The organism is Nocardioides sp. zg-1228 (assembly GCF_017086465.1).
In the GTDB taxonomy this organism is placed as follows: domain Bacteria; phylum Actinomycetota; class Actinomycetes; order Propionibacteriales; family Nocardioidaceae; genus Nocardioides.
Window position 1 is genome coordinate 350,179 of the sequence record NZ_CP070961.1, and the last position, 24,812, is coordinate 374,990.

Sequence of the window (24,812 nt, forward strand, 5' to 3'; positions counted from 1 at the left end):
GCCGCGGCCGCCGGGGGCGGACGTCGGCTGATGGCCCGGACGCCGTCAGCGCTCGCCGAAGTGCGGTCGGGTCAGCTCCTCGGCCAGCCCGCCGAGCGCGGTGTGGTCGTCGGTGTCGCCGGTGTGCGGCCCCTGCAGCCACTGGGCGAACGACCAGACCTCGGAGAGGCGCCACTCGAGGTCGAACAGCCGCACCATCTGCGGGTCGTGGTCGACGTCGCGGCCCTCGTGCACCAGCGTGGCGAGGTCGCGCTCGCGCGGCGCCAGGAGCAACGACTCCCAGTCGACGAGCCAGGTGCGGCCCCGGGCCAGCCACTGGTTGCGCACGTGTGGCTCACCGTGGGTGACGACGTACGTCGCGGGGTCGGCGAGCTGGACCAGGCGCCCGTGCTCGCGTGCCCACCCGCCCACAGCGGCGAGGTGCTCCAGCAGGAGCCCGCGGGCGGCCGGGCCGAGCGGCCCGACCCAGTCGCGCTGGAGCAGGTCGCGCAGCAGGATCGACAGGTCGGACGGAATCTCGGTCCCCCAGGCGCGTGCCGTGGCCGGTGCCGGCGCGGCGTGCAGGTCGGCGAGCATGCCGGGCAGCTCGGGGACGGACGCCTCCGGGCGTCGCCCCTGCAGCCAACCGGTCACGCTCGCCGTGCGCGCGCCGAGCGGCACGGTGAAGGCGTCGTCGGCGCTCGGGACGGACGGCCACACGAAGGGTAGGTCGAGGGCGGCCGCTGCGGCGTACGCCGCCTCGAGGGTCGCCCGCGTGTGGCGGGGGAGGTCGGGGTCGAGGGTCAGGAACAGGATCGGCTCCCCGGCCACGTCCACCCGCCAGTGGTGCGCCCCCCACCCGACCGGCAGGTGCTCGACGGCATCGGCGCGCGGCTCCCAGTGCCGACGGACGAGCGCCAGCACATCGTCATCGGTCACGTCCGGGGGGCGTTCGAGCACCCCGGCATCGTGGCACGGTCGTCTGGAAGGCTGGGGCCATGCCGTCCGACCTCGACCTCGCCGCCCCGCTGCGCGAGGCCCTGCTCGCCGCCGACTTCACCTACGACCGGGTCGCCGAGGCCATCGGGGAGGAGGCCCACCGCGCGCTCGGGCGCAACGAGACCCTGCCCGCGCTGCGGCGTACGACGTCGGGCTCGGCGCTCGACACCCTCGTGCGCCTGTTCCTGCTGCAGGCGCCGGTCGCGCGCGACGCGGCCGAGCGGGCGTTGCCGGGCCTGGTCGACCGGCTCTGCAACGCAGGCCTGCTCGAGCAGAGCGTGGCCGAGGTGGCCGCCCGCACCGACTGCCGGCCCTACGCCACCGACGAGCGCGACCTGTGGGTGGTCTCCGACCTGACGCCCGGTCTCGACGGTGCACCGGTCGCCGTCGGGCCCGACCACGTGCTGGGCATCTCGAGCGCGTCGACGAGCCTGGCGCAGCTGACCATGCGCGAGCCGGTCGACAGCGCGCTCGACTTGGGCACCGGGTGCGGGGTGCAGGCGCTGCACCTCGCGGCCCACGCCGGCACCGTCGTGGCCACCGACGTCAACCAGCGCGCGCTCTGGATGACGCGCCTCAACGCGGCGCTCAACGAGGTGGAGGTCGACGTCCGCGGCGGCTCGTTCTTCGAGCCGGTGGCCGGCGAGCGCTTCGACCTGATCAGCACCAACCCGCCGTTCGTGATCTCCCCGGCGACGGGGGAGCGGCTGGTCTACCGCGACTCCGGCCTGCCCGGCGACCGCGTCGTCGAGCACATCGTCCGCACCGGGCCCGACCACCTCACCGAGGGCGGCTGGCTGCAGGTGCTGGCCAACTGGGCGATCGTGGCGGGCCGGCCGTGGGACGAGCGGCTCGGCACCTGGCTGCGCGACGACTGCGACGCGCTCGTCGTGCAGCGCGAGACCCTGGACCCCGCCGCCTACGTCGAGCTGTGGCTCAAGGACAGCGGCCACCACGGTCGCCCGGGCTACGCCGAGCGCTACGACACCTGGCTGTCGTGGCTGGAGGAGGTCGGCATCGAGGGGGTCGGGTTCGGCTGGATCAACGTGCGCCTCGGCGGCACCGGTCAGGTGGGCTCGCGCCACGACCTGCTGGAGTGGCCCTACGACGTGGAGCAGCCCATCGGCCCGGCGATCCACGCGTGGGGCGAGTCGGTCGCCGACCTGCGCGACCTCTCCGACGAGGCGCTGCTCGCGACCCGGCTGCGGGCCCGCGAGGACGTGCAGCAGGAGACGGTCGGGCGCCCCGGCGCCGAGGACCCGGAGGCGATCGTGCTGCGCCAGCACCGCGGCTTCCGGCGCGCCCGGACCGCCGACACGGTCGAGGCCGCGCTCGTTGGCGCGAGTGACGGCGACCTCACGCTCGGCCAGCTGCTCGGCGCCCTGGCGACCCTGGTCGGGCGGGACGAGGCCGACCTCCGGTCCGGCTACCTCTCGGTGGTGCGCGAGCTGGTGGGCGAGGGCTTCCTGGCGCTCGGCTGAGCCGTCGCGCCGGGTCGGGCCACCCGACCGGGTGGGGTGGTCGGTGCCCTTGTGCCGGGAGGTGACCAAAAGACGATCGCTCGTTGACGTGACCCCGCTCACATGCCTACGTTGCAGATCGGCTCCTCGCCACCTCGGGATACAGGAGAACCATCTGATGAAGCACCACCTCCGCGCAGGGCTCACGGTCGCCGCCGGCGCCGCCCTCTGCCTGCCCCTGCTGACCGTGACCACCGTCGCCACGGCGCACGAGGGCCACAGCGACTCGACCGCGCCACCGCCGTCCAAGCAGTTCCAGAAGGTCACCCTCAACGACCGGCCGGGGGAGCCGCTCGACCTCGCCGTGCTGCCCGACGGCGACGTGCTGCACACCACCCGCGCCGGCGTGATCTGGCACCACGACGCCCAGACCGGCACCAACCGCGTCGCCGGCCGCATCCCGGTCTACCTCCACGACGAGGAGGGGCTGCAGAGCATCGCCCTCGACCCGGGCTACGACGGGAAGAAGAACACCTGGGTCTACATGTACTACTCCCCGCCGCTCGACACCCCCGCCGACGACGAGAGCACCGCCTCCATCAACGAGGGCGACGCGCCGGAGACGGGCACCAAGGCCGACTTCGAGCGCTACGACGGATTCCTGCGGGTCTCGAAGTTCCGCTTCGTCGACGGCCAGGTCCAGCTCGGCACCGAGCGCAAGGTGCTCGACGTCCCCGTCGACCGCGGGATGTGCTGCCACGTCGGCGGCGACATCGTCTTCGACTCGGCGGGCAACCTGATCCTGTCGACCGGCGACGACTCCAACCCGTTCCAGTCCGACGGCTACGTGCCGCTCGACGAGCGCGCCGACCGCAACCCCGCCTTCGACGCCCAGCGCACCGCGGCCAACACCAACGACCTGCGCGGCAAGATCCTGCGGATCACCCCCAAGGCCAAGGGCGGCTACACCATTCCCAAGGGCAACCTGTTCCGCCCCGGCACCCCGAAGACGCGCCCGGAGATCTACTCGATGGGCTGGCGCAATCCGTTCCGCATCGAGATCGACCCCGAGACCGACAACCTGTGGGTGGCCGACTACTCGCCCGACGCGAAGAAGTCGAAGGCCAGCCGCGGTCCCGCCGGCCACGGCAAGTGGGCGGTCGTCGACGGGCCCGGCAACTACGGATGGCCCTACTGCGCCACCGCCAGGATGCCCTACAACGACTACGACTTCGCGAAGAAGAAGAGCGGCAAGAAGTTCGACTGCGCGGCCCCGGTCAACACCTCGGTGCACAACACCGGCAAGCGCCGGCTGCCGCCGGTGGAGCAGCCGGAGGTCTGGTACTCCTACGGCAAGTCCAAGCAGTTCCCCCAGCTCGGCAAGGGCGGCATCGCCCCGATGGCCGGCCCCGCCTACCAGTTCGACCGCAAGCTCACCCGCGGCAAGAACCCCGTCGCGTGGCCCGAGCGCTACGACGGCACCCCGCTGTTCTACGAGTGGACCCGCGACTACATCAAGGGCATCCACGTCGACGGCACCAAGGTCGGCATCGAGGACGTGCTCCGCGGCTTCGTCGTGGACAACCCGATGGACATGGAGTTCGGCCCCGACGGCGCGCTCTACGTGCTCGAGTACGGCGACGGCTACTTCGCCGAGAACCCCGACGCGCAGCTCGCCCGCATCGACTTCGTCGGCAAGGGCGGCAACCGCAGCCCGATCCCGAAGATCACGGCGGAGCCCACGGCCGGCCGTGCGCCGCTGACGGTGGCGTTCAGCAGCAGGGGCACCAAGGACCCCGATGGGGATAAGAAGCTGCGCTACGCGTGGGACTTCGACAGCGACGGCACGGTCGACAGCCGCAAGCGCAACGGCACCTTCACCTACACCCAGGACGGCAGCTACCGCGCCTCACTGAGGGTCACCGACAAGGGCGGCCGCTGGGCCTCGGCCGACGTCGACGTCACCGTGGGCAACCAGGCGCCGGAGGTCGAGTTCGTCACCCCGGTCGAGGACCAGGCGTTCCGCTTCGGCGACACGGTGTCCTACGAGCTCAAGGTCACCGACGACGAGCCCGTCGACTGCAGCCGGGTCACCGTGACCTACGTGCTCGGCCACGACACCCACGGCCACCCGCAGTCCACGGCCACGGGCTGCTCCGGATCGCTGGTCACCACGGTGCCCGGCGGCCACGACCCGGCCACCGACGACCTCGCCGCCGTGTTCGTCGCCGAATACACCGACACCGGCTCGCAGCCCGGCCTCAGCGGCTACGCCGAGGTCGTGCTCGACCCGGCCGGCTGACGCAGAGCCCCGAGAGTCCCCCGACAAACCAGGAAGAAGGCTCAGATGTGTTTCGGATATGACGGCGACGCCGCCCTGCGCGAGTCGCTCGAGAGGAAGGGCGCCAGTCGGCGCGGCCTGATCCGCGGCGCCGCGGCGGGCGCGGCCGGCGCCACGGTGCTCGCCGGGAGCCCGGCGTTCGCCGGGAAGCCCGGGCGTCACCCGGGCAAGGGCCACGGCCACGACCACGGGCGGCAGAGGGAGGTGCCGACCGACCTGATCAGCATCCAGCTCTACACGCTGCGCGCCGCGATGACGGATCGGGCGGCCATCCTGCGTCAGCTCGACCAGCTCGCGAAGTTCGGCTACGAGCGCGTCGAGCGGGCGGGTCTCTACCCGAAGGAGACCGGCCTCGACACGGCGGCCAAGCTCAAGGCGGAGTTCGACGCCCGCGGCATCTGGGCCTCCTCGAGCCACGACGGGATCAGCACGGTCGACGGCGACGCCACCCGGCTCGACCCGGCCAAGCTCAACAAGAAGCTCGACGACGCCAACACGTTCCGCCAGAAGTACATCGTCGTGCCCTACCTCAACTCCACCAGCAAGGCCGACTGGCAGCGGTGGGCCGAGCAGATGAACACCGAGGCAGCGGCGGCCAGGCGGCGCGGGCTGCGCTACGGCTACCACAACCACGCCCACGAGTTCACGATCGACCTCGGCGGCGGCCTGACGCCGTGGGACATCCTCACCAGCGAGCTCGACCGTCGGCTGGTCCACCTCGAGGTCGACCTCTACTGGGCCTACACCGGTGGCGTGAACACCGGGGCGGGCGACCCGCTGCGGTTCGCCATCGACGTCATCCGCTCGGCGCCGCAGGAGGTCCGCCAGTACCACGTCAAGGACCGCCACGGCGCCGACGCCGCCGCGCTCTACGAGGAGGAGCCCGGCGACATGGCCGATCTCGGCCTCGGCGTGATCGACTTCCCGGCCATCTTCAAGAAGCACCAGGTCGAGGAGTACATCGTCGAGAACGACACCCCGGACTTCCACCCGGCGGCGACCGCCAACACGGGGTTCCGCTACCTGGAGGGCCTGCAGTTCTGACCCGACAGCCATCCTGACGCGCTCGGGCCCCACGTCCCGCCGACGTGGGGCCCGTGCCGTGCCCGAGCCGCCCCCCGGGCCCCACGGGGCCGCCCCGCGAGCGCCGGGGAGTGGCGATCTCGGAATGTGGCGCTACCGTTGCGGCGCTGAGCAACATTGCAGCAGCGCACATCGTGAGGGAGCGAACACACGTGGCAAAGCTCGTCATCGTCGAGTCCCCGGCGAAGGCCCGCACCATCGGCGGGTACCTCGGCCCGGACTACGTCGTCGAGTCCTCGATCGGTCACATCCGTGACCTGCCCAACAACGCCGCCGACACCCCGGCCAAGATCAAGGACAAGCCCTGGGGCCGGCTGGCCGTCGACGTCGACAACGGCTTCGAGCCCTACTACGTCGTGCCCCGCGACAAGAAGAGCCACATCGCCAAGCTGAAGAAGCTGGTCAAGGACGCCGACGCCCTCTACCTCGCCACCGATGAGGACCGCGAGGGCGAGGCCATCGCGTGGCACCTGCTCGACGAGCTCAAGCCGCCGAAGGGCCTGCCGGTCCACCGGATGGTCTTCCACGAGATCACCAAGCCCGCGATCCTCGCCGCGGTCGAGAACCCCCGCGAGATCAACGACGACCTCGTCGAGGCCCAGGAGGCGCGCCGCATCCTCGACCGCCTCTACGGCTACGAGGTCTCCCCGGTGCTGTGGAAGAAGGTCATGTCGGGCCTGTCCGCGGGCCGCGTGCAGTCGGTGGCGACCCGCCTGGTCGTCGACCGCGAGCGGGAGCGGATGAAGTTCCGCGTCGCGTCCTACTGGGACCTCGACGCCACGTTCGACGCCGGCACCGGTCACGACCCCCGGATGTTCCCCGCCAAGCTCCACAGCGTCGACGGCGTGCGCGTGGCCCGCGGCGCCGACTTCGACAACACCGGTGAGCTGAAGGGCACGTCGGAGCGCGTCCACCTCAGCCGCGCCGACGCCGAGGCGCTGGCCGCCGGCCTGGGCGAGGCGTCGTACGCCGTGCGCTCGGTCGAGTCCAAGCCCTACCGCCGCTCGCCGTACGCCCCCTTCCGCACGACCACGCTGCAGCAGGAGGCCAGCCGCAAGCTCGGGATGAGCGCCAGCGTGACGATGTCGGTCGCGCAGCGGCTCTACGAGAACGGCTTCATCACCTACATGCGCACCGACTCGACCACGCTCTCGGGCGCCGCGGTGGGTGCCGCGCGCGACCAGGTGCGCGAGCTCTACGGTGCCGAGTACCTCCCCGACTCGCCGCGCACCTACGCCTCCAAGGTCAAGAACGCCCAGGAGGCGCACGAGGCGATCCGGCCGGCCGGCGACACGTTCCGCACGCCCGCGCAGACCGGTCTCTCCGGCGAGCAGTTCCGCCTCTACGAGCTGATCTGGATGCGCACCGTCGCCTCGCAGATGAAGGACGCCGTCGGCAACTCCGTCACCATCCGCATCGGCGGCGCCGCCGCCGACGGCCGTGACGTCGTCTTCAGCTCGAGCGGTCGCACGATCACCTTCCACGGGTTCCTCAAGGCCTACGTCGAGGACATCGACGACGCCTCCAAGCGCCGCGACGACGCAGAGACGCGACTGCCCAACCTCACCGAGGGCGCCGGGGTCTCGGCGGCCACGCTGACCCCCGAGGGCCACGAGACCAAGCCACCGTCGCGCTACACCGAGGCGACGCTCATCAAGGAGCTCGAGGACCGCGAGATCGGCCGCCCGTCGACCTACGCCTCGATCATCGGCACGATCCTCAACCGCGGCTACGTCTACAAGAAGGGCACCGCGCTGGTGCCGGCCTGGCTGGCGTTCTCGGTGGTCCGGCTGCTGGAGGAGCACTTCCCGCGCCAGGTGTCCTACGAGTTCACCGCCGACATGGAGGACGTCCTCGACGACATCGCCAGCGGCCGGCGTGACCGGGCCAGCGAGCTCGCGGAGTTCTACTACGGCTCCGGCGACGTGACGGGCCTCAAGACGCTGGTCACCGAGCTCGGCGACATCGACGCCAAGGAGATGGCGACCTTCCCCATCGGCGACGGGATCGACCTCCGCGTCGGCCGCTACGGGCCCTACGTCGAGGGCCCGGCGCCCGAGGACGGCGACGGCGCGCCGGTGCGGGCCAACGTCCCCGACGACCTGCCGCCCGACGAGCTGACCGTGGCCAAGGCCAAGGAGCTGCTGGCCAACCCGGCCGGCGAGGAGCAGGTGGTCGGCAACCACCCCGACACCGGCCTCCAGATCGTGGCGAAGAACGGCCGCTTCGGTCCCTACGTCACCGAGGTGCTGCCCGACGACGCGCCCAAGTCGGCCAAGCCGCGCACCGGCTCGCTCTTCACGTCGATGACGCTCGACACGGTCACCCTCGAGCAGGCGGTCAAGCTGCTCGACCTGCCCCGCATCGTCGGCGTCGACGACGACGGCACCGAGATCACCGCGCAGAACGGTCGCTACGGTCCCTACCTCAAGAAGGGCGCCGACTCGCGCTCGCTCACCAGCGAGGACCAGATCTTCGACATCACCCTCGACCAGGCCAAGGCGATCTACGCCCAGCCCAAGCAGCGCGGCCGCGGTGCGGCCACCCCGCCGCTCAAGGAGCTCGGCAACGACCCCGTCTCCGGCCAGCCCGTCGTGGTGAAGGCGGGCCGCTTCGGCGAGTACGTCACCGACGGTGAGTACAACGCCACGCTCCGCAAGGACGACACCGTCGAGTCGATCACCCTCGAGCGGGCGGCCGAGCTGCTCGCCGAGCGTCGCGAGCGCGGTCCGGCCAAGAAGGCGGCCAAGAAGGGCGCCAAGAAGGCACCCGCCAAGAAGACCGCCGCGAAGAAGACCACCGCCAAGAAGACGGCGGCCAAGAAGTCGACCGCCAAGAAGACGACGAAGAAGGCCGCCGAGACGTCCTGAGGCCCCCGCACGGGGGGTGACCGCGCGCGCTCACGGACGTACCGTCTCGAGATGGCCTCCCGCCAGCGCGGCCTCGCCACGGCCCTCACGACCCTGCTCGCCCTGCTGGTCGCGCTGGTGGTCCCCCTCGCGACGGCGACGGCGCCTGCGGGGTCGGCCCCGCCGTCGCGCACGACGTACGACGTGCTCGGCGACTCCTACGGGTCCGGCTACGGGGTGCCGCCCTACGGTGCGTGCGGCCGCTCGCAGTCGGCCTACGGCGTGCTGGTCGACGGTCGCGCGCGGCTCGACCTCGACGACTTCGTCGCGTGCGCCGGCACGACCACCACCTCGCTGGTCGCGGGCGGGCAGCTCGACGCCCTCGACGCCGACAGCGACCTCGTGCTGCTGAGCATCGGTGGCAACGACATCGGGTGGTCGTCGGCGGTCGTGGCCTGCCTGGGCGGCTCGGACGCGGGGTGCGCGGGTGCGCTCGCGGTGGTCCGTGGGCGCGTGGTCACCCAGCTGCCCGCCCTCCTCGACAGCCTCTACGACCGGATCGAGGCCGCCGCGCCCGGTGCCCGGGTGATCGTGACCGGCTACCCCCGGCTGTTCTCCCCGGAGCACGGTGCCTACCTCGGCGCGAGCCCCGCCGAGCAGGAGGCGCTCAACGAGGGCGCCGACCTGCTCCACTCGGTCATCGCCGCCGCCGCGCGCCGTCACGGCTTCGACGTCGTGGACGTGAGGTCGCACTTCGTCGGCCACGGGGTCAACGCGCCCGACCCGTGGATCCTGGGGCCGGCCGACCCGGGCGCCTTCCACCCGACGCTCGCCGGCTATGAGGCGTACGCCGGCGCCGTCACCGCGGCGATCAAGCCCGGCCGCCACCGCTGACAGCGCGCACGTCATTCCTCGGTCTCTGGTGCGCGGCCCGGCGCTGCTGGTTGGGTGGGGCCACGGTGGGACGCGTGACCATGGGGGGATCGCGCCACCGTGGACGGAAGTGACGCCATGGCCACCACATCTCGCACATCCCGCACCTCCCGCACCTCCCTGCTCGCCGCGCTCACCCTGCTCCTGGGCCCCCTCCTCTTGGTCCAGGCGCCCGCGCCGGCCAGTGCGGCCGCCAGCGTGTTCCCGGTGCCGACCAGCAACGCCGGCCTGGGCCGGATCACCACGGCGCCGGACGGCACCATGTGGTTCGTGATGCGCGACGCCAACAAGGTGGGACGCATCACCCCGGGCGGAGCGATCACCGAGTTCCCCCTCGGGCCGACGACGGTCGCCGGCGCGCGTGTCATGGACCTCGACGTCTCGCCCGACGGCAGCGTCTGGGTGGTCCACGACCAGGGGTGGAAGGCCACTCGGCTCGACCCCGCGACCGGGGGCCTCGACGTCTACGACCTGGGCGGCGAGCCGTACGGCGGCGCCGTGCGCGTGGGGCCCGACAACGCGGCCTGGATCACCATGAACTACGACGAGTCCGGGATCGTCCGCGCCGTTCCCGGCCAGCCGGTCACCTGGGCGGCCAACGCGCCTGAGTGCAAGGACCTGCTGGGCGAGGCCACGGACGGCGCCATGTGGTGTCAGGGAGCCGGGCTCAACACGTTGGTCAAGGTCGGGCCCGACGCCAACAGCGGGGTGACCTACCCGCTTCCCTCGGACACGACCTACCCCATGGGTCTCGCGGGCGGGCCCGTCGGCTCGATCTGGTTCACCCGCAGCACCACGCCCGGGCTCGCCAACCCCGCCGACGGATCGGTCGGATACATCGACCAGGCCAGCGGCGCCACGCAGATCTGGCGGACGGGGTCGCGGTCCGCACCGCACGACATCGTCCGCGGTCCCGACGACCAGATGTGGTTCACCAATCGCGGCGCGGCACCCGGCATCGGCCACATCTCGGCCACCGGTGTCGGTGCGATCAGCTCGGTCGGCAACTACCAGCCGACCTCGCTGACCTTCGGGCCCGACGGCGCGATCTGGTTCACCGACGAGACGAGCAACGCGATCGTGCGGGTCACCACCGACGAGCTGCAGACCACCGACGTCGACCTCGGCGACGGGGTGACGATGATCCCGCCGACCTCGCCCACCGCGGCCCGCCCGGTGGGTAGGCTGCCCAAGGCCAAGGGCGTCACCAAGGTCAGGCGCGGCAAGGTCGCGGTGCGCGTGGCCTGCCCCGCGCGGGCAGCGGGCGGGTGCGCCGGCAGGGTCGGTCTCGAGCTGGCCAAGGGCGGCACGGCGATCGCCCCGAGGAAGGCGTACCGGATCGAGGCGGGGCGCACGAAGACCGTGGCGGTGAGGCTGTCCCGCAAGGGGATGCGCTCGCTGCGAGCCGGGCTCGTCGTCATGGTGCGCGTCGAGCTGACCGCGCCCGGATCGAGGAAGGTGCAGGCCTCGCGCACGATCAAGGTGCGCCGAGGCTGACCCCGGAGCTGTCCCACCCCGCCCGTAGGGTGTGCTGCGTGAGCGCAGGCGTCTATCCGGAGACCGGGCTCTTCGTGTGCTTCGAGGGCGGCGAGGGAGCCGGCAAGTCGACCCAGTCGCGGCTGCTGCGCGACTGGCTGATGGCCCGCGGCGAGACGGTCCTGCTGACGTACGAGCCCGGCGACACCCCCGTCGGCAAGGAGCTGCGGCGCATCGTGCTCGACCCGGCCACCGGCGAGCTGTCCGACCGCACCGAGGCCCTGCTCTACGCCGCCGACAAGGCCGAGCACGTCGACCACGTCGTGCTGCCCGCGCTGGCGCGCGGCGAGGTCGTCATCACCGACCGCTACGTCGACTCCACGCTGGCCTACCAGGGCGCCGGTCGCACGCTCGAGGTCGCCGAGGTCGAGGCCGTCGCCCGGTGGGCCACGGGCGACCTGCGCCCCCACCTCACCGTCGTCCTCGACCTCGAGCCGGAGGCCGGCTTCGACCGGTTCACCGAGCGCGACCGGATCGAGGCCCAGTCGCTGGAGTTCCACCAGCGGGTGCGCCAGGGCTTCCTCGACCTCGCGGCCGCCGACCCCGACCACTACGTCGTGCTCGACGCCCGCGCGCCGGTCGACGAGATCGCCGCGCGCGTCCAGCAGCGGGTCACGCCCCTCTTGGGACGCCCGTGAGCACCGCGACGGGCACCGTGTGGTCCGACCTCGTCGGCCAGCGGCCGACGATCGAGGTGCTCCAGCGCGCGGCCGCCGGGCACGGCATGACCCACGCCTGGCTGTTCACCGGCCCGCCCGGATCGGGTCGCTCCAACGTCGCGCGGGCGTTCGCGGCGGCGCTGCAGTGCGAGCAGCGCACCGGCTGCGGCGAGTGCGAGGCCTGCCGCCTCGGCCTGCGGGGCTCCCACCCCGACATCACCTGGGTCAAGTCGGAGACCTCCGTGCTCTACGTCGACGACATGCGCGACCTGGTGCAGTCGGCCGCCAAGTTCCCCGCCATCGGCCGCTGGCAGATCGTCGTGATCGAGGACGCCGACCGGCTCGGCACCCCGGAGAATCCGCGCACCGGCAACGCGCTCCTCAAGGCCATCGAGGAGCCGACGCCCAAGACGGTCTGGCTGCTCTGCGCGCCGACGGTGCGCGACGTGCTGCCCACGATCCGCTCGCGCTGCCGCACGCTGACCCTCGCGACGCCCGGCACCCGCGACGTCGCGGCGTTCCTGACCCGCGACGAGGGCATCTCCGAGACCATGGCCGGCTTCGCCGCGCGCGCCAGCCAGGGCCACATCGGCCGGGCGCGCGCCCTGGCCCTCGACGAGCAGACCCGCGCCCGGCGGCGCGAGGTGACCAGCATCCCGGCGCGGCTGACGTCGCTGGGATCGTGCATGACCGCGGCGACCAGCCTCGCCGAGCTCGCCAAGGCCGAGACCGAGGCGATCACCGCCGACGCCGAGCGCCGCGAGCTCGAGGAGCTGCAGGCCATCTTCGGCAGCGAGCGCAAGGACACGACCAGCCGCTCCTACCGGGCCGCGCTCGGGGGCCTGGAGAAGCTGCAGAAGCAGAAGGCCAAGCGCCGCGTGCTGGACGTGATCGACCGGGCCCTGATGGACCTCGTGTCGGTCTACCGCGACGCGATCGCACTCTCCGTCGGGGCGCCCGGCCTGCTGGTCAACGAGGAGCTGCGCGACGACGTCGCCGTCCTCGCCCGGGCCGCGTCGCCCGAGGAGCTGCTGCGCATGATCGACGCCATCTTCACCGCCCGCGAACAGATGCTGGAGTTCAACGTGCCCCCTCAGCTGGCGCTCGAGTCCATGACCGTCGCCCTGCGCCTGCCCGGGGGGCGCTGATGCGCAAGGCGCTCGCCATCGTCGCCGTCATGGCGCTGGCGCTGACCGCGTTCGTCGCGGTCGGCCTGGCGGTCCAGGGCACCCCCGACTCGTCCGAGGCGCCCGCCGCCCGGCCCACGCCGTCGCCGACGACCCCGCCGCCGGCGAGCGTCACCGAGCCGCCCGCGCCCGACCTCGCCGACTTCTACTCCCAGCGCATCGACTGGCAGCCCTGCGCGAGCAACGACGACCACGAGTGCGGCCGGCTCACCGTCCCGGTCGACTACGCCGACCCGCAGGCCGAGACGATCGACCTCGCGCTGCTGCGCGTCCCGGCCCGCGGCGCGCGGGTGGGCTCGCTGGTCGTCAACCCCGGCGGGCCCGGGGCCCGCGGCACGACCTACGCCGCGGCCGGCGGGCAGGTCTTCCGCGAGGCGCTGCTCGACGCGTTCGACATCGTCGGCTTCGACCCGCGCGGGGTGGGCGAGTCGGCGCCGGTCGACTGCCTCAGCGACGCCGACCTCGACGCCTACCTGAGCGCCGACCCGACGCCCGACACCGCCGCCGAGCGCACCGACTACCGCGCCTCGGTGCTGGCGTTCGGCGAGCAGTGCGTGGCGAGCTCCGGCCCGGTGGTCGCCCACGTGACCACGACCGAGGCCGCCCGCGACATGGACGTGCTGCGCTCGGCGCTGGGGGAGGAGCAGCTCGACTACTTCGGCGCCTCCTATGGCACCAAGCTCGGCGCGACCTACGCCGAGCTCTTCCCCGAGCGGGTGGGCCGCTTCGTCCTCGACGGCGCGGTCGACGTCTCCCTCGACGCCAAGTCGCTGGCGCTGGAGCAGGCCGCCGGCTTCGAGACCGCGCTGCGGGCCTACGTGCAGAACTGCCTCGACACCACCGACAACTGCTTCCTCGGCGACACCGTCGAGGAGGGCCTCGCGACGATCCGCGAACTCCTCGACCGCATCGAGGAGGAGCCGCTGCCGGCGGGTGAGCGCGAGCTGACGGTGGGCAACGCGTTCTACGGCATCATCACGCCGCTCTACAACCGCGACTACTGGTTCCTGCTGAGCACGGCGCTCGCGTCGGCGCTGGACGGCAAGGGCTCGGCGCTGATGACGCTCGCCGACGCCTACGCCTCGCGCAACCCCGACGGCAGCTTCGCCGACAACTCGGTGGAGGCCAACTACTCCATCAACTGCCTCGACGACCCGACGTCCGTGCCGTTCGCGCAGGTGCCCTCGCTGTACGAGGAGTTCGAGGAGGCCTCGCCGACCTTCGGCCGGGTCTTCGCGTGGGGGATGGCGACCTGCAGCGGCGTCGAGGTGGCGTCCAGCGAGGAGCCGCTGGACATCCGCGGGGAGGGCGCCGCCCCGATCCTGGTGCTCGGCACGACCCGCGACCCCGCCACCCCGTTCGAGTGGGCCGAGGCCCTCTCCGCCCAGCTCGACTCCGCCGTGCTCGTCGAGCGCGACGGCGACGGCCACACCGCCTACAACGCCGGCAACGAGTGCATCGACACGATCGTCGAGGACTACCTCATCGACGGTGTCGTGCCCGCCGACGGCACGACCTGCTGAGGCGGTCGCCCGAGGACCTTCGGCCCTACGTCCGGGACCCGGCCCTGCCTAGCGTGGGGGGGATGGCGACCGTCGAGGCCCGCTGCCCCCTGCGCCCGGGCGACACCTGCTCGCTGTGCGTCCCCGGGACCACCGGGCCGCAGGACTGCCCGACCGTCGCCGAGGTGATGCGCGACCCGGCGCTGCGCGTGCGGCTCGCCGAGCTGCGGCGCGAGGCACGCGCCGCAGCCCGCTGAGGCGGCCGGTCGGGCCGGCCGCCGGGCCTCAGCCCTCGAGGGCGGCGTCGAGGGTGATGTCGACGGCGGCGAGCGCCTTGCTGACCGGGCAGCCGGCCTTGGCCTTCTCGGCCGCGTCGACGAACCCGGCCTCGTCGAGCCCGTCGACCTCGCCGCGGACGGTGAGCTTGATGCCGGTGAGCTTGAACCCACCGGCGTCCTTGTCCTCGCCGAGCGAGACGTCGGCGGTGACCTCGAGGGACTGCGGGGTGCCGCCGGCCTCGGCGATCAGCGCGGAGAGCTGCATGGCGTAGCAGGAGGAGTGCGCGGCCGCGATGAGCTCCTCGGGGCTCGTCGTCCCGCCTGCGTCCTCCGCGGCGCGCTTGGGGAAGCTGACGTCGTAGGTGCCGACGCCGGAGCTGGTGAGCTCGACCTGGCCGGAGCCGTCCTGGAGTCCGCCGTTCCATGCCGTGCGTGCGGTGCGAGTGGGCATCGTGCCTCCGAGAAGTGGGGGGATGGGACAGTCCCTCGAACCTAGCCGGTGCGCCCCACCCGTGATTCGGTGCGGACCGGCCGCTTCCGTATACTCGCCCGCGGTCCACCGAGCACGCTCGGCGGGCCGCGCCGCCTTAGCTCAGTCGGTAGAGCGAGTCACTCGTAATGACTAGGTCGTCGGTTCGATTCCGACAGGCGGCTCTGACTCCCCCGGGGACCCGAGACCCTGGGGGAGTCTTCTATTTCCGGCGGAGCCTCTGCGCCGCACAGACTCGCGGCGGGTGGCTTCCGAGGGCATGCGAGCCGTGGTCCCCGGCCGAGTGGGCAGACCACGGGTCCACCGAGTGGCGCCCGTTCCGCCGCCAAAGCCCGAGGTGAAGCCAAGCCACCGACAGATCAAGAGCCCACGCGCGCCCTCAGAACGGGTCCCGCAAGCACGTCACGCTGAAATTCTTGCGGACTCAGTGCGGCCCGCAGGGGTCTACACCCCCTCTGACCTGCGCTTTTACGCCGATTCAGACGTTGAAGCGGAACGAAATGGGGATTTTGGGTGCCCTTGGTCATCATTGGCCAGAACCGAAAAACACGGTCTGACTTGCGGAAACGCGTCGGCGGGGCGTTGAGCGTCGTTGGCCGGGATCGGCCTCAGCCGGACTTCTTGCGGGCTGTTTGCGGACCGCTGGGTCACGGCGAGAGGTCTCGAGCGAGGGCCGCGTCGAACAGCGTCCGAGCGACCTGCTCGGCCTTCTCGGTCGCCGCGGCACCCACCGGCTTCGCCTCGTAGCGGTCCTGGTTACGAGCGCGACGCAGGCGGTCGAACTCCCGCGCCGCCCGGTCCGCTGGCGGCCTGTCGAGGACGGCACGCAGATAGCGGCCGAGCGCCTCGTGCTGGCCCGGCCCGTTTGTCGTCCGGAAGCCGTACGCCGCCAGCAGCGCCTCGCCGGTGTCGTGGCAGACGTCGTAGGCAATGCCGTACCTGACGACGACGCTGGTGAGCAGCGGCAGTTGTTCCAGGCGCTCCTCGGCCTGACGCAGGAATGAGGTCGCACGCGCGAGGTCCGCGGGCACGACGTCGAGACGTCGCGCCTCGACCAGCGCGAGGACCGTCGCGTGCTGGACGCGAGTGAGCGGAGTCAGTGCCACGGCAGGTCTCCGATCACGGCGACCACCGGGCCGTTGCGCACGTTGTCCAGGAAGCCTGAGCGTGCGGCGAACTCCGCTGAGGTGAGGATCGTCGGGTTCACCGGACGGTGCACCGCGGCCTCGACTCGGGTGCACGCCTCGTAGACCGTGTCCACGTCGGGTTCACCGAGCACCATCACGTCGATGTCGTGCGGTGCCGGACCGGCATCGCCGAGCATCCGTGCGGCGAAGGAGCCGTAGAGGAACGCCGACTCGATCCCGTCGATGCGGCCGAGCTCCTCGGCCAGGATCACCACCGGGCCGGTCGCCACCGCGAGGATCTCGCGCAGGGGGCCCACCAGCGGGCTCTCGTCGTTGGCGCGGATCAGCCTCGTGCGGCCCACCTGTCGCTCGCTCAGGATGCCGGCATCCACCAGGCGCGCGACCTCGCGGTGCGCGGTCGGGTAAGCCAGGCCGGCCTGCCTGGCCAGATCGGTCACGCTCAGCTCGTCGCCGGTCAGCAACAACGTGGAGAGCAGGCGCGCCTGACCGTCCGACCGGAAGATCGGAGCGAGGAGCGGCGCCTCAGTTCTCATATAACTGAGGTTATCCTCCGTTATATTGACAGTCAACGGTCGCCGGACTAACCCCAGAAGATCGGGTCGCCGCTGGTCTCGATGTGGTCGAGGAGCCCCTGGACGTCCTTGGACGGGCGCTTGCGCTTGTACTCGTGGAACTTCAGGTTGCGATCACGCCAGTAGATCGCCCAGAGGCCCGTCGCCTTGGTGTAGCGCAGCCGCGCGATCGGGAACCGGGTGTGCTCGCCGACACCGTCCCACGGCGGCCGAACCTCGACGATGTCGACGTAACGGTCAGAAACGTCGGCCTCGACCTTGAGCTCGTCCCACAGGTGCTCGGGCACGCGCTCACGCGACCAGACGCGGATGCGGTGCAGATCCGTCTCGGGAAGCGTCATGACACCTCCCAGTCTTCTCAGAACCAAAACTCGAACTCAACACACGACCCCGCTCGGACTCGCCCTCCACGCACTCCCGCCCGCCCAGACTCCCCTACATCACCGGGCACCATCGACACTTGACGGTCCCCAGAATCTTCTCCACAAACCCTGTCCTCGACGCCCTTTCAGCCTCCCCAACTCAGCGGCACGCATGCTACGACGGTTCGTAGATGGGCCGCCCGTGATCGGGCGGCCCACGCGGCATTTCTAGGGGTCCGTTGGTTGTCGACGGACGTCGTGGAGCCAATGATCGCGGGGTGGTCGGGGTGCACGGCGGGGTGAAGTTCTACCACGGTGCGGCTCGTGCCGCCCGCGTCTATGTGGAGCGCGACCGCGACCGGTCCCGCGCGGATGACTACTACCTCGCCGAGGGCACCGGGGTCGCCGTCCAGCTGACCGCGACCCCGGACTGTGTCGAGCGCGCGGAATCGGTGGACGGCGACGCCTACGAGCAGTGGGTCGCCGGGATCGACATCGACACGGGCGCAAGAAGGGCCGGGTCCGTGACGACGCGACCGCGCTGCGGTTCGTCGAGGTCGTAGTCAACGGGCCCAAGACCTGGTCGCTGGCAGCAGCCCTGAACCCCGACATCTCGGCCGCGTTGGACCAGGCCCAGGACCAGGCCGCGACCGAGATCGTCGGCTGGTTCGCCCAGCACGTGACGACCCGCGTCGGGCCGCGTGGCCGTCAGGTGCAGGTCCCGGTCGAGAAGATCGAGGCCGCGGTGATCCGGCACTTCACATCCCGTGCCGGGGACCCTCATCGTCACCTCCATTTGCAGATCAACGCTCGGGTCTGGGCGGCCGGCGGGTGGCGGGGTATTCATTCGGTCGGGGTGCGCGACAGCATCGAGGCCATCAACGGCATCGGCCACGCCGCTGTGGTGACCGAGAGCTTCCCGACCGGCACCGGACGCCTCAGTGCCTCGGCAGTGAGGAGTGACGACCTCGCTGCCGCTCGAGTAGGAGCGGGCCAATAAGAGCCTCGAAGCGCTGGTCGGGAGCCAGCCCGAACTCGGTGAGGCTGCGTTGTCGGAAGTCCTCATAGACCCGTAGCGCCTCGATGCGGTTGCCCAGCGAGAGGTGGGCCTGGGTCAGGAGGCGGTGGGAGGCCTCCCGCAGCGGCTCGAGCTCGACGCAGGCCTCGGCCGCGATCTGTGCCACGTCGGCGTCTCCGGTCTCGAGGGCCCGGCGGGCCATCAGGTCGAGAGCCATGACGCGTCGGTGCCTCCAGCGCTCGCGCTCGAACAGCACCCAGTCCTCGTACCAACCGGGCAACAGGTCGCCCCAGTTGGCGATCGACGCGACGAGGACTGTGGTTGGCGCGGCGAGCACGTTAGTGAGAATGGTGCGCAGGCCGTGCAGGTCGACACTGACCGACACGTCGAGGCTGAGGGACCCGTTCCGCACGGCGAGCGCACCGGGGACGTCCCGACGGAGCTGCACCACCGCGGCGCGCAGGCTCGATCGAGCCTGGGCCTCGGCGCTGGTCGGCCACAGGGAGCCGGCAACGACCGAGCGCGACTGCTCGCCTTGCAAAGCCAGGAAGGCGATGAGGCGCTGGGAACGCATGGGGGTCGTGACCCGCTCGTCACCGCGTCGCAGCTGCCAGCCATCGACGAGCCGGACCTGGCATGGCTGAGGGAGAGCGTGCGGCTGCGTCATCGTCACCTCCCGGTCTGTTCGAGAATCGACCGCGGGCCGCAAGGAGCCTTGTTCCACCCTGCACCCGACGGCTCGCACAGGCAAGGGGGACTGGACGCCGATCCCGCCCGCTCGCGATGCCGCCCGGTCAGGTTCAGTCGGTCTCCTCGAGCCAACCCCGTACGTAGTCGATCAGGGCGGTCTGGGTGGCGATCGTCGTCTGCTCTGGGGCATCTGACCCCGGCCGGGCGATCGTGATTCGGGCCCGGAATCCAGGATCTCGCCACACCTTCACTACCATGATCGCGGCGTCATCACCGCCTCCTGCACCCACGGTCGCGCCTGCGTCGCTGGATCCCGTTTCCATCCCTGTGCCCCAATCGGCAGACCTCTGTGCGCCACTGGGCCTGGAACAGCGCGTTCGGTGTCCGCAACCACGCTTTGGGCGGACCCACAGGTGGTCGATGCCGCCGGGGTGGCGCGGCTGTCGCGCCACGATCACGCAGCACCGGACATGCTGCGCTCACTGGCACGCGGCCAGACATCACGCGCCCGGCGCGGCGGGAGGAGACAACCATGGCAGATCCGCGAGGCATCCTGCCGTTCGACTCGTTCAAGAACGTGATCGAGTCCACGACGCTCAGCCAATTTAAGGCGGACCCGCGCGTCCGGGTGAGCAACCGGACCCGCTTCGACGAGATGCGCGCACATTTGGTGGACTTGTATGCCGACACCGAGGCCGAGGTCAGCTTCGAGGACCCCGCAGGCCGGGTGGTCGACTGCATCCCGATCGAGGAGCAGCCCTCCTTGAAGGGCACCGGCGCGAGTGTGGCGACACCACCGGACCTTCGCCCGGTGCTCCAGGGCCGCAGCCCGCAGGTCGGCGAAGAGTTGCCGCTCTCGCCAGCTGACTTCTCCCGACGCGACCGGCACGGCAACCGGGTCCGGGTGCCGGCCGGCACCATTCCTGTGCACCGCGTCACCCTCGCCGATCTCACGCGGTTCAATTCGCTGGACGACTTCGTCCGCAAGGAGCCCGGCCCACTCGCCACCCCACCCGGCACGCCTGACGCGAACACGGCCAACAACCACCGCTACGCCTACACGATTCAAACGGTCAACTGCGTCGGTGCCCACAACTCGATGGCACTTTACTCGCCGGCCATCAACACAGACCAGATCTTCTCGCTGTCGCAGCACTGGTATGCCGCCGGGAGCGGGGACGCGCACCAGACGCTAGAGGTTGGCTGGCAGGTCTATCCCGAGAAGTACGGTCACGCCCACCCCGTCCTCTTCATCTATTGGACCGCCGACAACTACAAGACGACCGGCGCCTACAACCTCGACAAGCCCGGCTTCGTCCAGACGAACAGCGCGTGGACCATCGGTGGCGCCCTGAGCCCGGTTAGCGTGAAGGGCGGCGTCCAGATGGAGCTCGAGGTCACCACGTACCTTTTCCAGAACAACTGGTGGATCTATCTGGGCGGCACTGCACCGGCCAACGCGCTGGGCTATTACCCGACGACGTTGTACGCCGGCGGGCAGTTGGCTAGCGGTGCGCAAGAGATCCTCTTCGGCGGCGAGACCGTGACCCGGGCGGTGTCGTGGCCGGGCATGGGCAGCGGCGAGTTCGCCTCGGCCGGCTGGCAGCAGGCGGCGTACCACCGCAACATCTACTACTACCCGCCGGGCGGCGGAGCGCAGTGGACCGCGCTGTCGGCGCAGCAGCCCTCGCCCGCCTGCTACACGCTGAGCCTCTCCGCGGCTGCCGCTCCTTGGGGGGTCTACTTCTTCTACGGCGGCACCGGCGGCGGCAACTGCTGAGGTCCCGCCAGAAATCGCCCGGTTAGCTCGGAGCGGAGAGGAGCAGCACTCATGGTGTCATCGGAGGGATCGCCGTCCCCAGCACCCCCCGCAGGTCCCGGGTCGATCGCGCCCCTGGCCTCGTCCCGCCAGCCTCGGCGCCGGGGCGGCGAGAGCATCGACGTACCGCGGCTGCGGACCCCGCTCACCACTGACCCGCTTGCCAATGCGTCGATCTCCAATAGTCTCGCGCTGGCTCGTGGAGCGGCCGTCCGGCACCTGTTCACCGGCATGGCGCAGGTCAACACTGACCTGCTCCAGGTCATCACCGTGCTCAAGGACCCGATGGCGCCGCCGAATCTCATCGGTGTACTCGTGCAGCCCGACAGCTCCCCGGCGGGACCGGTCCAGATCCAGTTCGCGCCGGCTCAGCTCAATGACCCGAGCCCGGTCGTCACGGTCGTCAACGACGAGGCCGGGGCCTTCCGCCTCCCGCTACCGAAGGGCATGTCGCTGCCGGCCGGGTCGACGCTCCGGCTGACGGTCCACGGCGGGGGTGGGAATAGCGTCGACGTGGATATCCCGGCCATCCAGGTGGCCAGCAACGGCCTGGTCGGCGCGCTGATGCTCCCGACCTTCGTCGCACCGCTACCGGTGAGCATCCTGGCGTCGTTGCAGGCGCTGGCACCGCCACCGGATTCGGTGACGCCCGACCCGCCGCCGACCAACCAGCCGCAACTGCCAGTGGTGTCGTTGGGCGACGACTCCGGTTGCTTACTACAGTACGGCGCGAACAGTTCGGTGGATCGGTTCCCGTTCGGGGTCTTCTGCCGGCTCGTCGAGCCGCGGGCCAGCATCGTCTCCGAGGTCCAGCCAATCACCATCAAGCCCGGCTCCTTCACCTACCTTCCGGCGTACACCTCGATGGCCTTCGCGATACAGGACGAGCCCGGCCGCAGCCCCTCCACAGGTTTGGCCGACAGGGCCTCCCCCGCGCTTCCCGAGTCGCCCCCCGCCCTCCCGGAGGACGGCGTGATCGAGTACGTCGACCGGGTGCCCGTCGAGCAGCCGATCAGCGTCGACGGGTTCCGCGACCAGCTCATGGGCCTCCTGGAGGACGGCACTTTCACCGGCGACGAGACTCGACCGATGGCCGGCACCCTGGGCATCGGCTACGTATTGCACATGTCGCAGCGGTGGACCTTCCAGGGGCTGGCGCTCGGTGACCTCGTCTACTCGTTGCCCCTCGCGCCGGGCGAGCAGCAGCGGATCGCCATCTTCGAGCGGGTGGACACTGCGCGGGTCTCCGAGAGCGAGTTCTTCTCCGAGGCGCAGGCACAGCAGCAACGGGCCCTAGCGGACACCTCGACGCAGGCCACGTTCCAGTCGGCTTTCAGCGAGAGCATCCGCGGCACCAGCTCTTTCCAAACAGAGTCGGACAGCTCGGGCTGGGGTGGGAACTTCATCATCGTCAGCGGTGGCGGCGGCAGCTCGTCGTCCAGCGGCTCGTCCGCCCAGTCCCTCCAGGGGCAGCGCAACACCACCCAGACCGCCGCCCAGAACACCCACTCCTCGGCGGAGAACCAAGCCAGTGCACGGCGGTCGGCGTCTCGCACAGGGATGCGGGTGGCCACGGCCAGTGAGTCGGAGCACCTCACCACGCGGGTGATCACCAATCACAACCACATGCACGCGATGACGATGCAGTACTGGGAGGTGCAGCGGCTCTACGACGTGACGACCGCCATCGACGGGCTCACCCTCACCGTGCTGGTGCCGCTCCAGGTCGTGCGCTTCATGGGGCCGGGCCAGCCCGCCATCCTGTCGGACCCCACGCTGGTGGACAGCCGGGCCGAGGTTCTGAACCGGTATAGCGAGATCATCAAGCACAGTGACGTCCTCAGGCAGGCGCTGCCGCACCGATACCGCCATGGACTGACTATGCTCACGCAGTTCGCCGCCGACCCCACCGCCGTCGTGGACCCAGCCGGCGGCGCGGCCCAGGACATCATCACTTTCTCGGTGGACGGGACGTTCCTGGCGTGCGAGGACGTCTACGTCACCGCGGTCACCGACCGAGGAACTCGGCTGGGACCGGTAAAGCTGGCCAGTTCCGCCGGCCCGCCGCCAGCGGACACCTTCGAGAGCCGCGAGCAGCTCGTCGAGTGGCTCACCCAGCAGCGCGAGGGAGGCAGCATCAACTTCACGGGTGCGCTTGCCCTGCCACAGTCGATGAACCGGTCGAGCGTGGTCGGCTTCGAGATCAGCCGCGCGTTCCGGTCGCTGTCCTACACCCTGATCACGCCTGAATTCGCGCAACTCAAGCTTTGGCAGAAGGAGTTCGGCGCCGCGGCCGACGTCCTCAGCAAGCTGACCGGCCTCGACAAGAGGGCACGCCGGACCACGGTGGTGCTGAGCCCGGGTGACCTCGAGCGCCACGCGGGCGGGCCGAGATTGACCACGTTCTCGGCGACCATCACCGAGGTGGACGCCGCCGGCAACGGCGTTCCCGGGGAGCAGTACGCCAACCACAGCCTGGGCAGCGTGGAACTGCCCCAGCAGGCATATCCGCTCCCGGCCCAGCAGCTCGCCCCCGTGCTCCGCTACAGCGAGGTCCTTGAGATCGAGGCGATGGCGACGCACGTGGTGCGCGGCACGCTGACCTACTCGCGAGCCATCTGGTCCTCGATGTCCGACATGGAGCGAGCGATCCTGCTGGAGGCCTACACCATCGGCGTCCCGCCGGGCGGGGTGCAGGACGCCACTCAGATGGTGCCGCTGCTCAACTGCGTCGAGAACAAGGTGCTCGGCTACTTCGGCAACTCCATGATCATGCCATTCATCATCCCGCAAGCACTGACCGACCAGGAGCGGGTCGGAGGGCAGCCGATCGACCCTGTGCGCCTCCACGACTCGCTGCTCGCCTACCAGACGGCTACGTTCACCCCACCGCACTCAACGATCGCGCTCCCCACGCGTGGCGTTCTGGCCGAGGCGGTCCTCGGGCACTGCTCCTCGGCGGAGAAGATCGACCTGCGTCGCTTCTGGAACTGGCAGGACTCGCCGGCCGACAGCGCACCGGAGATCTCACCCGTCACCTTGCCCACGGACAGCGAGTCGATTGCCGCCGGCCTGGAGGCGCCGAACAGCCTTACCAACCTGCCGTCGCTGATCAACAATGTCCTCACTGCTCCGTCACCGGACAACTCCCTGCTCAGCGCACTGGCGGCAGCCGCGGCGGCTCAGAAGGACTTCGACTCCGGATTGACAGGGGCGACCCAGCTGGCTGGCCTCCTCACAAACAGCCAGAACCTGGCCAACTCCGCCCGTGCCGACTCGCTCCGCGCGAACTCGGAGTATCGCGCCCAGGCGATGGCGACGGTCGGCAATATCCTAGGCGGCATCTACGGCGGAAACCCGGAGGCGGGGTCCAAGGCCGCGGCGTCAGTCAACCGGAGCGGCTCGGGAGCCACCGCCAGTCCCAGTGGGACGCCGAGCGGTCAGACCCAGACTCCCGCACCCGCACCGGCCGCTGGAGGCGGCAAGACAGGTGGTCCGACCAGCGGTCCGTCCGGGGCACCGACCGGTGGTCCGACCGGCACTCCGACGGGTGGGGGTGGCGCCGGCACCCCGACCGGCGGTGGCGCGGGCACCCCGACCGGTGGCGGCACGGGCGCTCCTTCGGGCGGCCCCCCGGGTGGACCGTCCGGCGCACCGCCACAGTCTCCGAGGGGTCTCGACGACGCGAGCGAGGGAGGATAGGTCATGCCATCGAACCCGAGAACGGGAGCGGCCGCGCCCATCGAGGATCCGCCCGCGCCACTGGTGGAACCCGTTGGACCCGACTTGGGCAACCCGCCGACCAGCCCATCCCCTGGCACGGGACCCGGTGAGGGGCCCACGGGCGATCCGGAGCCCGATCCCGGCGGAACCCCCGATCCCGGCGGAACCCCCGATCCCGGCGGTG

20 protein-coding genes and 1 tRNA gene are annotated in these 24,812 nt (G+C 71.0%); 15 read left to right on the forward strand and 6 right to left on the reverse strand.

Annotation, left to right across the window (positions count from 1 at the left end):
* Positions 1–45 precede the first annotated feature (45 nt).
* A complete protein-coding gene (locus JX575_RS01725; RefSeq protein WP_186339984.1) occupies positions 46–939 on the reverse strand; it encodes an aminoglycoside phosphotransferase in 894 nt (297 codons plus the stop codon).
* A 38-nt stretch (positions 940–977) separates the two neighbouring features.
* Here JX575_RS01725 and JX575_RS01730 point away from each other — a divergent pair, with 38 nt between their 5' ends.
* The 10 genes from JX575_RS01730 (at position 978) to JX575_RS01775 (ending at position 14,785) form a co-directional block, all read left to right on the forward strand.
* Positions 978–2,459 (forward strand): methyltransferase, encoded by a 1,482-nt coding sequence (locus JX575_RS01730; RefSeq protein WP_186339985.1) that lies wholly within the window; start codon positions 978–980, stop codon positions 2,457–2,459.
* A 157-nt stretch (positions 2,460–2,616) separates the two neighbouring features.
* The gene (locus JX575_RS01735) at positions 2,617–4,740 is read left to right on the forward strand and encodes a PQQ-dependent sugar dehydrogenase (RefSeq protein WP_186339986.1); all 2,124 of its coding nucleotides are present in this window, start codon (positions 2,617–2,619) and stop codon (positions 4,738–4,740) included.
* Positions 4,741–4,785: 45 nt separating this feature from the next.
* Complete coding sequence (locus tag JX575_RS01740) at positions 4,786–5,823, forward strand: sugar phosphate isomerase/epimerase (RefSeq protein ID WP_186339987.1); 1,038 nt, start codon at positions 4,786–4,788, stop codon at positions 5,821–5,823.
* Positions 5,824–6,014: 191 nt separating this feature from the next.
* Positions 6,015–8,732, forward strand: coding sequence for a type I DNA topoisomerase (gene topA / locus JX575_RS01745; RefSeq protein WP_186339988.1), 2,718 nt, complete (start codon positions 6,015–6,017; stop codon positions 8,730–8,732).
* A gap of 51 nt (positions 8,733–8,783) precedes the next feature.
* Complete coding sequence (locus JX575_RS01750; RefSeq protein WP_186339989.1) at positions 8,784–9,605, forward strand: SGNH/GDSL hydrolase family protein; 822 nt, start codon at positions 8,784–8,786, stop codon at positions 9,603–9,605.
* 117 nt (positions 9,606–9,722) lie between these two features.
* On the forward strand, positions 9,723–11,141 hold the full coding sequence (locus tag JX575_RS01755) for a hypothetical protein (RefSeq protein WP_186339990.1): 1,419 nt from the start codon (positions 9,723–9,725) through the stop codon (positions 11,139–11,141).
* 38 nt (positions 11,142–11,179) lie between these two features.
* A complete protein-coding gene (gene tmk, locus JX575_RS01760) occupies positions 11,180–11,818 on the forward strand; it encodes a dTMP kinase (protein WP_206054474.1) in 639 nt (212 codons plus the stop codon).
* A complete protein-coding gene (locus JX575_RS01765) occupies positions 11,815–12,987 on the forward strand; it encodes a DNA polymerase III subunit delta' (RefSeq protein WP_186339992.1) in 1,173 nt (390 codons plus the stop codon). Before tmk ends, JX575_RS01765 begins: the two co-directional genes overlap by 4 nt.
* On the forward strand, positions 12,987–14,549 hold the full coding sequence (locus JX575_RS01770) for an alpha/beta hydrolase (protein ID WP_186339993.1): 1,563 nt from the start codon (positions 12,987–12,989) through the stop codon (positions 14,547–14,549). Before JX575_RS01765 ends, JX575_RS01770 begins: the two co-directional genes overlap by 1 nt.
* Before the next feature lie 62 nt (positions 14,550–14,611).
* Positions 14,612–14,785: a DUF6767 domain-containing protein gene (locus JX575_RS01775; protein ID WP_186339994.1), complete on the forward strand. Its 174-nt coding sequence runs from the start codon at positions 14,612–14,614 to the stop codon at positions 14,783–14,785.
* A gap of 28 nt (positions 14,786–14,813) precedes the next feature.
* On the opposite strand, the gene JX575_RS01780 is transcribed toward JX575_RS01775, so the two are convergent.
* Positions 14,814–15,257, reverse strand: coding sequence for an OsmC family protein (locus JX575_RS01780; RefSeq protein ID WP_186339995.1), 444 nt, complete (start codon positions 15,255–15,257; stop codon positions 14,814–14,816).
* A gap of 130 nt (positions 15,258–15,387) precedes the next feature.
* Between JX575_RS01780 and JX575_RS01785 the strand changes: the two genes are divergently transcribed.
* Positions 15,388–15,460, forward strand: a tRNA-Thr gene (locus tag JX575_RS01785).
* Between the two features lie 483 nt (positions 15,461–15,943).
* Here the strand turns inward: JX575_RS01785 and JX575_RS01790 are convergent.
* The 3 genes from JX575_RS01790 to JX575_RS01800 are packed head-to-tail and all read right to left on the reverse strand — an operon-like array spanning position 15,944 to position 17,357.
* Positions 15,944–16,402, reverse strand: a complete 459-nt coding sequence (locus JX575_RS01790; protein WP_186339996.1) for a hypothetical protein — start codon at positions 16,400–16,402, stop codon at positions 15,944–15,946.
* Complete coding sequence (locus JX575_RS01795) at positions 16,393–17,013, reverse strand: ArsR family transcriptional regulator (RefSeq protein WP_206054475.1); 621 nt, start codon at positions 17,011–17,013, stop codon at positions 16,393–16,395. Before JX575_RS01795 ends, JX575_RS01790 begins: the two co-directional genes overlap by 10 nt.
* Positions 17,014–17,024: 11 nt before the next feature.
* Complete coding sequence (locus JX575_RS01800) at positions 17,025–17,357, reverse strand: DUF3024 domain-containing protein (RefSeq protein ID WP_186339998.1); 333 nt, start codon at positions 17,355–17,357, stop codon at positions 17,025–17,027.
* A 299-nt stretch (positions 17,358–17,656) separates the two neighbouring features.
* Here JX575_RS01800 and JX575_RS19545 point away from each other — a divergent pair, with 299 nt between their 5' ends.
* Together JX575_RS19545 and JX575_RS01805 are read left to right on the forward strand one after the other, a co-directional pair.
* Positions 17,657–17,941: a hypothetical protein gene (locus JX575_RS19545; protein ID WP_241005467.1), complete on the forward strand. Its 285-nt coding sequence runs from the start codon at positions 17,657–17,659 to the stop codon at positions 17,939–17,941.
* Positions 17,854–18,378, forward strand: a complete 525-nt coding sequence (locus tag JX575_RS01805) for a relaxase domain-containing protein (protein WP_241005294.1) — start codon at positions 17,854–17,856, stop codon at positions 18,376–18,378. The genes JX575_RS19545 and JX575_RS01805 overlap by 88 nt, the downstream gene beginning before the upstream one ends.
* On the opposite strand, the gene JX575_RS01810 is transcribed toward JX575_RS01805, so the two are convergent.
* A complete protein-coding gene (locus tag JX575_RS01810) occupies positions 18,317–19,063 on the reverse strand; it encodes a BTAD domain-containing putative transcriptional regulator (protein ID WP_186339999.1) in 747 nt (248 codons plus the stop codon). The genes JX575_RS01805 and JX575_RS01810 overlap by 62 nt on opposite strands.
* Before the next feature lie 555 nt (positions 19,064–19,618).
* On the opposite strand from JX575_RS01810, the gene JX575_RS01815 reads away from it, so the two are divergent.
* Both JX575_RS01815 and JX575_RS01820 read left to right on the forward strand, forming a co-directional pair.
* Positions 19,619–20,866: a neprosin family prolyl endopeptidase gene (locus JX575_RS01815; protein ID WP_206054476.1), complete on the forward strand. Its 1,248-nt coding sequence runs from the start codon at positions 19,619–19,621 to the stop codon at positions 20,864–20,866.
* 270 nt (positions 20,867–21,136) lie between these two features.
* Positions 21,137–24,607 (forward strand): hypothetical protein, encoded by a 3,471-nt coding sequence (locus JX575_RS01820; protein ID WP_186340000.1) that lies wholly within the window; start codon positions 21,137–21,139, stop codon positions 24,605–24,607.
* The last annotated feature ends 205 nt before the right edge of the window (positions 24,608–24,812 follow it).